Origin of the sequence: Mycolicibacterium peregrinum (genome assembly GCF_001665625.1) — a bacterium.
In the GTDB taxonomy this organism is placed as follows: domain Bacteria; phylum Actinomycetota; class Actinomycetes; order Mycobacteriales; family Mycobacteriaceae; genus Mycobacterium; species Mycobacterium peregrinum_B.
In genome coordinates this window covers 1-11,993 of sequence record NZ_LZSY01000023.1, presented here as the reverse complement: position 1 = coordinate 11,993, position 11,993 = coordinate 1, and the positions used below count along the sequence as shown (strand labels likewise).

At 68.7% G+C, this 11,993-nt stretch carries 10 protein-coding genes and 1 pseudogene; 4 read left to right on the top strand and 7 right to left on the bottom strand.

Going from position 1 to position 11,993, the window contains the following annotated elements:
• Position 1: 1 nt before the first annotated feature.
• Positions 2 to 1,357 (bottom strand): protoporphyrinogen oxidase, encoded by a 1,356-nt coding sequence (locus tag A5779_RS03985; protein ID WP_064879199.1) that lies wholly within the window; start codon positions 1,355 to 1,357, stop codon positions 2 to 4.
• Positions 1,354 to 2,415, bottom strand: coding sequence for a uroporphyrinogen decarboxylase (gene hemE, locus A5779_RS03980; protein ID WP_064879196.1), 1,062 nt, complete (start codon positions 2,413 to 2,415; stop codon positions 1,354 to 1,356). Before hemE ends, A5779_RS03985 begins: the two co-directional genes overlap by 4 nt.
• An 84-nt stretch (positions 2,416 to 2,499) precedes the next feature.
• Between hemE and A5779_RS03975 the strand changes: the two genes are divergently transcribed.
• On the top strand, positions 2,500 to 3,108 hold the full coding sequence (locus A5779_RS03975; protein WP_276029242.1) for a DUF3000 domain-containing protein: 609 nt from the start codon (positions 2,500 to 2,502) through the stop codon (positions 3,106 to 3,108).
• A gap of 1 nt (position 3,109) precedes the next feature.
• On the top strand, positions 3,110 to 4,375 hold the full coding sequence (locus A5779_RS03970; protein ID WP_064879194.1) for an HRDC domain-containing protein: 1,266 nt from the start codon (positions 3,110 to 3,112) through the stop codon (positions 4,373 to 4,375).
• 12 nt (positions 4,376 to 4,387) lie between these two features.
• Here A5779_RS03970 and A5779_RS03965 read toward each other — a convergent pair whose 3' ends face one another.
• Positions 4,388 to 5,287 carry an alpha/beta fold hydrolase gene (locus tag A5779_RS03965; RefSeq protein ID WP_064879192.1) on the bottom strand — a complete coding sequence of 300 codons (900 nt, stop codon included), beginning with the start codon at positions 5,285 to 5,287 and terminating at the stop codon, positions 4,388 to 4,390.
• Between the two features lie 100 nt (positions 5,288 to 5,387).
• Between A5779_RS03965 and A5779_RS03960 the strand changes: the two genes are divergently transcribed.
• Positions 5,388 to 5,891: a phosphate-starvation-inducible PsiE family protein gene (locus A5779_RS03960; protein ID WP_064879190.1), complete on the top strand. Its 504-nt coding sequence runs from the start codon at positions 5,388 to 5,390 to the stop codon at positions 5,889 to 5,891.
• Here A5779_RS03960 and dxs read toward each other — a convergent pair.
• Both dxs and nhaA read right to left on the bottom strand, forming a co-directional pair.
• A complete protein-coding gene (gene dxs, locus A5779_RS03955) occupies positions 5,888 to 7,801 on the bottom strand; it encodes a 1-deoxy-D-xylulose-5-phosphate synthase (RefSeq protein WP_064879277.1) in 1,914 nt (637 codons plus the stop codon). The two genes, A5779_RS03960 and dxs, sit on opposite strands and share 4 nt — an antisense overlap.
• 28 nt (positions 7,802 to 7,829) lie before the next feature.
• Positions 7,830 to 9,122, bottom strand: a complete 1,293-nt coding sequence (gene nhaA, locus A5779_RS03950) for a Na+/H+ antiporter NhaA (protein ID WP_064879188.1) — start codon at positions 9,120 to 9,122, stop codon at positions 7,830 to 7,832.
• 188 nt (positions 9,123 to 9,310) lie between these two features.
• Between nhaA and A5779_RS03945 the strand changes: the two genes are divergently transcribed.
• A complete protein-coding gene (locus A5779_RS03945; RefSeq protein ID WP_064879187.1) occupies positions 9,311 to 10,399 on the top strand; it encodes a GGDEF domain-containing protein in 1,089 nt (362 codons plus the stop codon).
• An 11-nt stretch (positions 10,400 to 10,410) separates the two neighbouring features.
• Here A5779_RS03945 and A5779_RS03940 read toward each other — a convergent pair whose 3' ends face one another.
• Both A5779_RS03940 and A5779_RS03935 read right to left on the bottom strand, forming a co-directional pair.
• Entirely contained in the window at positions 10,411 to 11,637 is a 1,227-nt protein-coding gene (locus A5779_RS03940) for a class I SAM-dependent RNA methyltransferase (protein WP_064879185.1), read from the bottom strand.
• A pseudogene (locus A5779_RS03935) lies at positions 11,634 to 11,993 on the bottom strand (hypothetical protein); the annotation flags it as partial. The gene A5779_RS03940 and the pseudogene A5779_RS03935, both read right to left, overlap by 4 nt.

Genomic DNA, 11,993 nt, shown 5'->3' with positions numbered 1-11,993 from the left:
CCTATCGTGCCACGCCGCCGCGCACCAGTTCCGCGGCCGCCCGGGTGGCGGTGCCCACACATGCGGGCACCCCGATCCCGTCGAGGTAAGCACCGGCCACCGCCAGGGTCGGTGGCAGCCCGGCGCGCAGTTCGGCGACCAGTTCGCCGTGGCCCGGACCGTACTGTGGCATCGCGTCGATCCAGCGGTGCACGTGGCTGTCCACCGGATCCACGGTGACGCCGAACAGCGTGTTCAGATCGCGTGCCGACCAGGCCAGCAGGTCGTCATCGCCGGTGTTGGCGGCCATATCGTCGCCGTACCGGCCGAACGACAACCGCACCATTTCGACATTCCCGCGCCGGCCCCACTTGCGGGAGGACATGGTGATCGCCTTGGCGTTGAGGCGCTCCCCCGCGGTCACGAGCACGCCCGATTGCTGCGGCAACGGTGTCCCACCCGGCAGCGCCAGGGCCACCACCGCCGCCGACGCCACCCGGATGCGCCGGGCTGCGGCGGCCGTCTGCGGTGCGATGTGCTCGATCAGCAACGGCAGGTGCGGCGCCGGTACCGCCAGCACCACCCCGTCGGCGTACCAGCTGGCCCCCTCGTCGTCGAGCACCGACCAGCCACGTCCGTGCCGATCCACCCGCACCGCGGTGACCTGGGCCCACCGCACATCGGCCCGGCGTCGCAGCTCCTCGAGCAACACGGTGTAGCCGCCGTCGACCGCGCCGAACACCGGTGCGTTCGACGGCGGCGGCAGCGCCTCGCGCACCGCCTCGGTGAGGCTGCGGGCCCCGCGGTCCAGCGCGGCGGCCACCGACGGCACCGCCGATCGCACCCCGATAGTCGTCGACGATCCGGCGTACACGCCGGTGAGCAGGGGGTCGACGGACCGCGTCACCACCTGTGGGCCGAACCGGTCACCGACCAGCTCGGCGACCGACGGATCGGCGCCCGGCGTCCACTTCAGTGGCCGCGCCCGCTCGTCGAGGATGCGGGCCACGGTCTGGTCGTCGACGAGACCGAGCAACGACGACGCCTGCGCCGGAATGCCCTGCACGGTGCCTTGCGGCAGCTGATGCATCCGCGCGCCGCTGTAGATCAGTGGGCGGGTGCCGGTCGGGCTGAGCCGGCGGCCGGCCAGACCCAGCTCGTCGAGCAGGTCGAGCATCTCTGGCCTGCGCACGATGAACGCCTCGGCGCCGACGTCGAACGGCTGCCCGCCGACCCGTTCGGTGCGCAGCACGCCACCCAGCCGGTCCGCCGGATCGAGCAGCGTGATCTGTGCCCGGGGTCCGGCTGCCAGCCTCAACCGGTAGGCGGCGACGAGCCCTGAAATACCGCCGCCGACAACGCAGTAGGACGCACTCACAGGGAGTGCACCAGGGTCACCGCCTCGGTGATGATGCCGGGATCGGTCGCCGGCAGCACACCGTGGCCCAGGTTGAAGACGTGCCCTGCCGCCCCGGCGGCCACTGCGGCCCGCCCGTCGGCGACCACACGGCGCACCGCCTCCTCGGCTACCGGCCAACCGGCCAGCAACACCACCGGATCCAGGTTGCCCTGCAGGGCGCGGCCCGGCTCGACCCGGGCCGCGGCGTCCACCAGAGAGGTGCGCCAGTCCACCCCGACCATGGTGGCCGGCGCGGGACCCAACGCCTCGGACATGGCTCCCAGCAGTTCTGCCGTGCCGACCCCGAAATGTGTCATCGGTACGCCGGCCCCGGCCATGGCGGCGAACACCCGCGTGGTGTGCGGCAGCACGTAGGCGCGGTAGTCGGCCAGCGACAACGTGCCGGCCCAGGAGTCGAACACCTGCAGCGCGTCGACCCCGGCGTCGACCTGGGCCTGCAGGAACGCGATGGTCAGATCGGTCAGCGCGGCCATCAGGGCATGCCAGGTGGCCGACTCGCCCAGCATCATCGCCTTGGTGCGCTCGTGGTGACGGCTCGGACCGCCCTCGACCAGATAGGAGGCCAGCGTGAACGGGGCGCCCGCGAACCCGATCAGCGGCACCTCGCCCAGCTCGCGCACGAGCATCGAGACCGCTTCGGTGACCGACGAGACCTGCGCCGCATCAAGCGGTTTCATGGCCTCGACATCTGCCGACGTCCGGATCGGCTGTTCGATCACCGGGCCCACGTCGGGCACGATGTCCAGGCCGATCCCGGCGGCTTTCAGCGGCACCACGATGTCGGAGAACAGGATCGCGGCGTCCACGCCGTGCCTGCGCACCGGTTGCAGGGTGATCTCGCAGACCAGTTCCGGGTCGAAGCAGGCGTCCAGCATGCGGTGCTGGGCGCGCAACGCACGATATTCCGGCAATGACCGGCCGGCCTGGCGCATGAACCACACCGGCACACGGTGCGGAGTGCGGCCACTGACGGCGGCAAGGTAGGGGGATTCGGGCAGCTCCCGGCGGGTACTCATCGGCTCCTATGGTGCCACGACCCGTCTGACGCGGGCCGTTGCCGGTTCGTGACTGCCTCACTCCGGCGCGCCTGCGTACCGTCGTTGCCTTATCAGCTAGCGTCAAAAGCCGTGACCTCTGCCGAACCGGCCCAGTTCCGGACGGCGGTGGCGGCGATGAGCGCCACCACCGTACGGCCGGAAATCGAGCTGGGTCCGATACGACCGCCCCAGCGGCTGGCGCCGTACAGCTATGCGCTGGGCGCCGAGGTCCGACATCCCGAGACGACGGTCGTCCCGGAGCGCTCCGAGGGCGACGCGTTCGGGCGGTTGATCCTGCTGCACGACCCCGAAGGCGCCGAGGCCTGGGACGGCACCATGCGGCTGGTCGCCTACATCCAGGCCGACCTGGACTCCAGCGAGGCCGTCGACCCGCTCCTGCCCGAGGTGGCCTGGAGCTGGTTGGTGGACGCCCTGGAGACCCGCGCCGAGCACGTCACCGCGCTGGGCGGCACCGTCACCGCCACCACCTCGGTCCGCTACGGCGACATCTCCGGCCCGCCACGGGCACATCAGCTCGAGCTGCGGGCCTCCTGGACCGCCACCGATCTGGAGTTGGGGCCGCATGTGGAGGCATTCTGCGAAGTTCTCGAGCACGCCGCCGGGTTGCCGCCGGCCGGTGTCACCGACCTGAGTTCCCGCACGCGCGCTTGACATGACCGACGAAAACCCTCAAGTCTCAACAGACCCAGGCGCTGCCGAGCCCGACGAGGCCGAATCGACCCCGCTGCTCTCCCCTGCCGAAGGGGTACCCGATGTCTGCGTCACCGCGAGTGAAATCTCCTCTGCGGCAACATCTCTGGCCAAGGGCAGCGGCCCGTTCGCGATCGACGCGGAACGCGCCTCGGGCTTCCGCTACTCCAACCGCGCATATCTGGTGCAGATCCGCCGCGTGGGTTCGGGTACCGCGCTGATCGACCCGGTCAACCACGGCGGCTCCCCCATCGACGCGATGGCGCCGGTGGCCGATGCCCTGTCCCAGGACGAATGGGTCCTGCACGCCGCCGACCAGGACCTGCCGTGCCTGTCCGAGATCGGCCTGCGCCCGGGCAAGCTCTATGACACCGAACTGGCCGGCCGACTGGCCGGTTTCGAGCGGGTGAACCTCGCGGCGATGGTCCAGCGGCTGCTCGGCCTGCAGCTGATGAAGGGCCACGGCGCGGCCGACTGGTCCAAACGCCCGCTGCCCGCGGATTGGCTCAACTACGCCGCCCTGGACGTCGAGGTGCTGCTGGAGCTGCGCAACGCAATCGCCGCGGTCCTCGATGAGCAGGGCAAGACCGACTGGGCGACACAAGAATTCGAGTATCTGCGCACCTACGTCGCCCAACCCACCCGGCGTGACCGGTGGCGGCGCACCTCTGGTATCCACAAGGTGCGCAACCCGCAGGCACTGGCGGCGGTACGCGAGTTGTGGACCACCCGCGACACCATCGCCCGCGGACGCGACATCGCACCCGGACGGATCCTGCCCGACGCGGCGATCATCAACGCCGCCACGACCGACCCCAAGACGGTCGAGGAACTGATCGCCCTGCCGGTCTTCGGCGGCGCCAAACAGCGCAAGAGCGCGAAGGTCTGGCTGGACGCGCTGGCCCGGGCCAGGGACAACACCGATCCGCCCGAGGCCAACGAGGCTCAGAGCGGGCCGCCACCCGCGGCGCGGTGGGCCAGACGCAAACCGGAAGCCGCGGCCCGCCTCGAAGCCGCCAAGGCCGGTCTGGCCGAACTGTCGCAACGGGTCTCGGTACCCGCCGAGAACCTCATCACGCCAGAAGTGGTGCGCCGGCTGTGCTGGGACTGGCGTCCTGTCGCCGATGTGGCCACAGCAGTGGAGGAATTCCTCGTCGAGGCCAACGTCCGGCCGTGGCAGCGGGAACTGACGGTGCCGGTGCTGGCCGCCGCGCTCAGTACCGACTGAACCACCGATACTTCATCCGCCCACCCGGTCGATGTGGGCGAGGAAGTGCGTCAGCACGCCCTGCGGATCCTCGATCTGCGGCCAGTGCGCGATGTCATCGGCAAGCATCACCACGTCCGGGTCAGGGATGACCTCGAGGTAGCGCTTCGCCATGTGCCGCCCGGAGTTCGGGTCCGACGGCCCGTCGATCAGCCGCATCGACACGTCGGTCTCCCGCATGGCCCGCACCCACCGGTTGCGGTGGGTATAGCGGTCGTTGACGAACCGACCGACCTTGTGGACGACCCGCTTCCCGTCGTTGAACTCAAGGATCTGGTGGAACTTCTCCATCAGCTCCTGCGACGGTTTGGTATTCACCCCGAACATTTCCCGGATGGTGGGCTCCACCAGCCGACGTGAGAACCGGCTGCCCTGCAGCGGACTCATGATGTCGCCCAACGGGGTTCGTGACATCGCCTTCTGCAGCAGCCGCGGCGTGTAGGCCTCGTTGAACAGTCCGCCGTTGAGCCAGGTGATCGATTCGATGTTCAGTGCGCCGTAGGACCGGTCACCGAACCGGTGGCGGGCCAGCAGTTCCTGGCCCACCGAATCCCCCAGGTCGTGGGCCAGGATGTGGGCACTGCCGACGCCGAGGTGATCCAGCAGCGCCTCGTGCATGTCGGCGTGGTCGGGCACCGTGTAGCCGTAAGCCACGGGCTTGTCGGAGAACCCCATCCCGATCATGTCCGGCGCGATGACGGTGAACCGCTCGGTCAACGTGGGCCAGATCAGTGACCAGTCCCAGGAGTTGAACGGATAGCCGTGGATGAGAAGAAGATTCGGCCCACTACCCTCGACCCGGTAGAAGATGTCGAAGCCCAGGTAGTCGAAAGACTGCCCGGCGTCCTTCCAGTTCTGCAGTTCGCCGTCCATCTCTGCAACGTAGTTGAGGAGGGGTGACGCCTGCTCCGCGGCCGGCGATCGCGACCTGATTCGCCCGTGGTGACGCGGGGACTGGCATATCGTCAGTGCGGTGGCGCAGCAGCAGGAAGCCGAAGACGAACAGGAACGAGAGCGTTTCGCCGACCGTGCCCTGAGGATCGCCGAGGACGGGGTCTACTGGTCGATCGCGGCACTACTGCTCGTCGGGTCCGTCGTGCTGATCGTCGCGCAGGTCAACACCTTGCTGCGACTGGGCGGCAGTCCGACCACCCCCGTCATGCTGGAATTGCTCGACGGACTGTTACTGGTCTTCATCTTCGTGGAACTGCTCTACGCGGTGCGGACCTCACTGCGCTCGCGTGAGCTGGTTGCCGAGCCGTTCCTGATCGTCGGCATCCTGGCCTGCATCAAGGAAATCGTCGTGGTGTCGGTGGACGCGGCCAAGCTGCTCGACAAAGGGCCGGAGTTCGCCCGAGCGATCGTTCAGGTCGGCGTGCTCGGCGGCCTGGTGCTCGTCCTGGCGATCGCCATCTACGTGTTGCGACTGCAGCGCCGCGGCGCCGACCACATGCGCGACAAACCGGACGATTCCTAGTCGACCTGGTGGCTGACTTCCTGCTCGCCCACCCGCGCGCCGATCGCGGCGATCCACCCCGTGATCTGGCGGGCGATGTGCTGATCGGTCAGACCGACGGCAGCGAGCACCTCCCCACGCGAGGCATGCTCCTGGAACACCTGCGGGACACCGAGATCCCGGCATGGCACGTCGATCTCGGCGTGGCGCAGCGCCGCCGACACCGAGGAACCGATGCCGCCGTGCACGCCGTTGTCCTCGACCGTGACCACCAGCTTGTGCCGACGGGCCAACTCACCGACGACATCCGGAACCGGTAGCACCCAGCGCGGATCGACCACGGTGACACCGATGCCCTGGTTGCGCAGCCGCTCGGCGACGGCCAACGCCATCGACGCGAACGATCCCACCGCGACCAGCAGCACGTCGTCGGTCAGCCCTTCGGCCGGAACGGCAAGAACGTCGATGCCGCCGCGCCGCTCAAGCGCCGGAATGTCTTCGCCCACATCACCCTTGGGGAACCGCAGCGCCGTCGGGCCGTCGTTGACCGCGAGCGCCTCCCCGAATTCCTCCCGCAAGGAGGCACCGTCACGAGGGGCCGCGACCCGGATGCCCGGGATGATGCCCAGCACCGACAGGTCCCAGACCCCGTTGTGGCTGGCCCCGTCGGGCCCGGTGACACCGGCCCGGTCCAGCACCATGGTGACCGGCAGCTTGTGCAGTGCCACATCCATCATCAGCTGGTCGAACGCGCGGTTGAGGAACGTGGAGTAGAGGGCCACGACCGGATGCAGGCCACCCATGGCCAGGCCGGCCGCCGAGGTCATGGCGTGCTGCTCGGCGATACCCACGTCAAAGAACCTGTCCGGGAACCGGTCCCGGAACGCACTCAAACCCGTGGGCCCCGGCATGGCCGCGGTGATCGCCACGACATCGCGCCGTTTGGCGCCGGCCTTGACCAGCTCGTCGGAGAACACCGACGTCCAACCGGGAGCGGAAGCCTTCGTCGGCAGCCCCGTCTCGGGATCGATGACGCCACAGGCGTGCATCTGATCGGCCTCGTCGTTCTCGGCATGCGCGTAGCCCATCCCCTTGCGGGTCACCACGTGCACGATCACCGGGGCCTTGAAGCCGCGGGCATGGCGCAGCGCGTTCTCCACGGCATGCTCGTCGTGACCGTCGATCGGGCCGACGTACTTGATGCCCAGATCGGTGAACATCACCTGCGGGGCGATCGCATCTTTGATGCCGGCCTTGATGCTGTGCATGCACTGGTAGCAGAACTCGCCGACGACGGGCAGCCCACGGACCGCCTTGCGGCCCTCCTCCAGGATCCGCTCGTAGCCCGGCTGCAACCGCAGGCCCGCGAGATGGTCGGCGAAGCCGCCGATGGTGGGCGCGTAGCTGCGGCCGTTGTCGTTGACGACGATGACCACCGGCCGGCCACCCGTGGCGATGTTGTTCAGCGCCTCCCAGCACATGCCACCGGTCAGAGCGCCGTCACCGACCACCGCCACCACGTGGCGATTGCGGTGCCCGGTCAGCTCGAAGGCCTTGGCCAGACCGTCGGCATAGGACAGCGCCGTGCTGGCGTGGCTGGACTCCACCCAGTCGTGCTCGCTCTCGCTGCGCGACGGGTACCCGGACAGACCGTCCTTGCACCGCAGGCTGTCGAAATCCTGTGCGCGGCCGGTCAGCATCTTGTGCACGTAGGCCTGATGACCGGTGTCGAAGACGATCGGATCGTGTGGCGAATCGAACACGCGATGCAGCGCCAAGGTGAGTTCGACGACCCCCAGGTTGGGGCCGAGATGTCCGCCGGTTGCAGCGACCTTGTGGATCAGGAACTGACGGATTTCCTGTGCCAAATCAGTCAACTCGGACTGTGACAGGTGCTGCAGATCAGCGGGACCGCGGACCTGTTCAAGCATCCAGCCAGTGTACGCACGCATCCCGAAGTCAGTCCTGTCGAGGCTGATAGATATCGGGCACACCGTCGTTGTCGGCGTCGACCGTCTCCAGCTGGTGAATACGGCGATATGCGGCATTGCGCGACACCAGGACGACCGACGCGAGCAGGCCTGCCACGACCGATCCGGTGACCACAGCGATCTTCACGTCGTCGTCGGCCACGGTGGAGTGCCCGAAGGCCAGTTCACCGATGAGCAGCGAGACCGTGAATCCGATCCCGGCCAACATCGCCACACCGAGCACGTCCCGCCAGGCGAGATCCTCGTCCAGGCTCGCGTGGGTGAAGCGGGCCAGCAGATACGTGGTGGCCAGCACGCCGATGGGTTTACCGAGCACCAGGCCGGCGATCACCCCGATGGTCACCGGGTGTGACAGGGCGCCGGCGAAACCCGACCAACCACCGACCGTCACGCCCGCCGCGAAGAACGCGAACACCGGCACGGCAAACCCTGCCGACAGCGGGCGTACGAGGTGTTCGAAGTGCTTGGCCGACGCGTGGCGGCCCAGGACCGGAACGGTGAACCCGAGCACCACCCCGGCCACGGTGGCGTGCACACCACTGGCATGGACGAGCGCCCAGGCCACGATCGCCGGCGGCATCAGGATCCACCACTGGCGCACACCCCGCTGCACAGCAAACGCATACAGCGCGATGGGAATCAGCGCGGCGGCCAACGGCCCGAGCGCCACGTCATCGGTGAAGAAAACGGCGATCACCGTGATGGCCAGCAGGTCGTCGACCACTGCCAGGGTCAGCAGGAAGATCCGCAGCGCCGCGGGCAGGTGGGTGGACACCACGGCCAGCACCGCCAACGCGAAAGCGATGTCGGTGGCGATGGGGACCGCCCACCCGCCGAGGTTCTCCGGATGGCCCGAGAACATGTTGATCCCGACGAAGATCGCCGCGGGCACCACCATGCCGCCGACGGCCGCCGCGATCGGCAGCGCGGCACGGGCCGGGTCACGCAGGTCGCCCGCGACGAATTCACGCTTGAGCTCCACGCCCACGACGAAGAAGAAGACGGCCAACAGCCCGTCGGCGGCCCAGGCCGACAGGCTCAGGTTCAGGTGCAGCGACTGCGGGCCGACGACAAATTCCGAGAGCCGGTGATAGCCGCTCGACCACGGGGAGTTCGCCCAGACCAGCGCCGCGCCGGCGGCGGCCAGCAGCAACGCCCCGCCGACGGTCTCGGTGCGCAGCAGATCAGAGACCCGCTGCCACTCCGGCCACGACCCGCGCGCGAGCAGGCGTCGGCTGGTGGGTAAACGGCGATTGGTCATCGGGCTCCTGAGGTCAGCATGCATCGAACGCCGACCAGACTTCCCGGCACACCTGCGGTTCACGCTAACAGGTGCGGTACGTGAGCAAATATCGACGAAGTCCGTGGCAGCGCCTCGAACCGGCGGCGAAACGCCGACCATCATGATTACGTAGGGTGTAGGCGAAGTCGATTACTCCGGGGTGCTGGTTGAGTCCATTCGATCACTATTACGCGCGTACTGCCTTGCTGGCAGCGCAGGGCAAGCGCGCCGGTATGCAGCGCCTCGTCGGGGTCACCATCGTCGGACTGAGTCTGGTGCCATTGCTGTTGCTGGTCAGTCCGATGGGGCCACGCGGCGGCCTCCAGTACGTCGCGGTGGCGGTCGGCATCGGCGGCCTGACCCTGGCGCAGTGGTGGTGGCGGCGGCAGTGGCCCAGCCGCACCCAGTCGTGGGCCGTCGTGACCCTCGGGACGGCCTGCATCGCGGCGACCTGCATCCTGCTGGTGGATCCGGTAGTCGGCCTCATGGGTTCCAGTTCGTTGAGCCTGATCACCGCCTACACCGCATTCCTGCACAGCCGCCGGGTACTGCACCTGACCTGGGTGGCCTCCGGCGCCGTGGTGGCCTTCCTCGGGGTCCGGGTGGGCCTCACCGACGTCTGGCTGGGGGCCGTCGGCACGCTGGTCGCGCTCCTGGTGATCCTGAGCACTTCGGCGCTGTGCCGGATGGCGGTCGAGCTGATCGAACCCGACCGCGTCCAGCATCCGAGCGAGATCGACCCGCTGACCGGTCTGCTCAACCGCGAGGCCTTCGACATGCACACCGCCACGATGCTCGGCTCCCACAGCCGCCACGACGACCAGTACCTGGTGGTCGTGGCCGTCGGCATCGATGACATGGCGCTGCTCAGCGACATGGACGGCAGCCACAGCACGTTGCACGCCCGCGTCGCGGTCGCCCAGGCGATCCGCGAGACCGTACGCCACAAGGTCCCACTGGCCCACGTGTCCGACAGCGAGTTCCTGATCGCCGACGTGTTCAAGACCAACGATCCGTCACCCCTGGTGAACCGGATCCGCATGGCGCTGACCACCACGCCCATGCGGTTGACCGCCAGCATCGGCAGCGCGTGCAGCCAGCTGCGTCCGCTGACCGAACTGCCCACTCCGCAGATCGTCGACGCCCTGGTGACCCTGGCCCACACGGCGATGAATCAGTCGAAGGCCGAGGGCGGTAATCGCGCCACCTACGCCCACTTCCCCACCCCCACGATGGGCCCCGACGCCCAGGAATGAGTCGGGCCCGTTCAGCGGGTCAGCACGGCGACGCACTCCACGTGATGGGTGAGCGGGAAGGAATCGAACACCCGCAATTCCTCCACGGCGTACCCGTGCCGCAGATACAGCCCCACGTCGCGGGCGAATGACGCAGCCTCACAACCGATGTGGATGACCCTCGGCGCCTCGGTGGCGGCCAGCGCGTCGATCACCTCACGCCCGGCACCGGTGCGCGGCGGATCGAGCACCACGACATCGGGATGTCCCGACTGCGCGGACAGCGCACGCCGCACCGAATCGGTGACCACCGAGACCCAGGGCAGGTCGGCCAACGCGCTGCGCGCGGCACGCGACGCCCCCCGGGAGGTGTCGACCGTCAGCACCCGTCCGTCAGGCCCGACCTGCTCGGCCAACGCGGCGGCGAAGACCCCGGCACCGCCGTACAGATCCCACGCCGTCATGCCCGGCTGCAGGCCGGACCGATCGGCTACCAGTCCGCTGTAGAGGGCGGCCGCGTCACGGTGGGCCTGCCAGAACGCCGTCACCGGCAGCATCCACTGCCGGTCACCGATGCGCTGCACCGCCTCGTACTCGCCTTCGATCACGCGCGTCTGACTCTTCGCACCGGCCGCACGACCGTCTCGGCGGCCGGTCTTGGGGCCCGACTGAACGATGTGCCTGCGTCCGTCGGAATCCAGCACCGCGTGCACATGCGCGCCGGGGGTCCAACGCATCTCTGCCAATCCGTCGGTCAGCTCGGCCGGCAGCTGTGCGCAGTCGAGGTCGGTCACCAGCTCCGCGCTGTGGTAGCGGTGGAACCCGGCCCGGCCGTCGCCGGTCGTGTCCAGCCGTACCCGGGTGCGCCAGCCGAGTACGTCACCGGCACCCACCGGCTCGGCCGCGGGCGGCTCGTCGCTCTGCTCGTCGCCCCAGGTGTATCCGCCCAGCCGGGCCAGCTGGTTGGCCACCACCGCGCCCTTGAGCCGACGCGCCGCACCGGGCTCGGCGAATGCCAGATCGCAGCACCCGGCACCGTCGACGCCGGCGATCCGGCACAGCGACGCGACCCGGTCCGGTGACGGATCTATCACCTCGACAACCTCTGCGTGCCAATACGATCCGCGCTCGTCGAGCACCTTGACCCGTACGGTCTCGCCGGGCAGGGCATAGCGGACGAACACCACGCGGCCGTCGTGGCGGGCCACGCAGCTGCCGCCGTTGGCCGCCGGGCCCGTGGTCAGAGTCAGTTCCGTCATTCCAGAAATCCCCTGCGCGCGTCGCCCGGAGTGGCACGAGGCTGCAGCGCCTTGAGCCGCTCCGACGAATTCAGTTGCCACGGAACCGAAGTCACCATCACGTTCGGCATGAACAGCAGCCGGCCCTTGAGCCGCAACGCGCTCTGGTTGTGCAGCACCTGCTCCCACCAGTGCCCCACCACATATTCGGGGATGAACACCGTCACCACCGTGCGCGGCGATTCCTTCGTCACCCGTTTGACGTAATCCAGCACCGGCCGGGTGATTTCGCGGTAGGGCGAGGCGATCACGGTCAGCGTCGACGACGCCGAGACCCGTGCCCTGGTGCACCAGTGGGAAGACAGCGACATCAGCGT

Bases quoted from the DNA above. Each gene is read 5' to 3' on its own strand.
- hemE (WP_064879196.1), bottom strand. From the start codon at position 2,415: ATGAGTACCCGCCGGGAGCTGCCCGAATCCCCCTACCTTGCCGCCGTC.
- A5779_RS03970 (WP_064879194.1), top strand. From the start codon at position 3,110: ATGACCGACGAAAACCCTCAAGTCTCAACAGACCCAGGCGCTGCCGAG.
- A5779_RS03965 (WP_064879192.1), bottom strand. From the start codon at position 5,287: ATGGACGGCGAACTGCAGAACTGGAAGGACGCCGGGCAGTCTTTCGAC.
- dxs (WP_064879277.1), bottom strand. From the start codon at position 7,801: ATGCTTGAACAGGTCCGCGGTCCCGCTGATCTGCAGCACCTGTCACAG.
- nhaA (WP_064879188.1), bottom strand. From the start codon at position 9,122: ATGACCAATCGCCGTTTACCCACCAGCCGACGCCTGCTCGCGCGCGGG.
- A5779_RS03940 (WP_064879185.1), bottom strand. From the start codon at position 11,637: ATGACGGAACTGACTCTGACCACGGGCCCGGCGGCCAACGGCGGCAGC.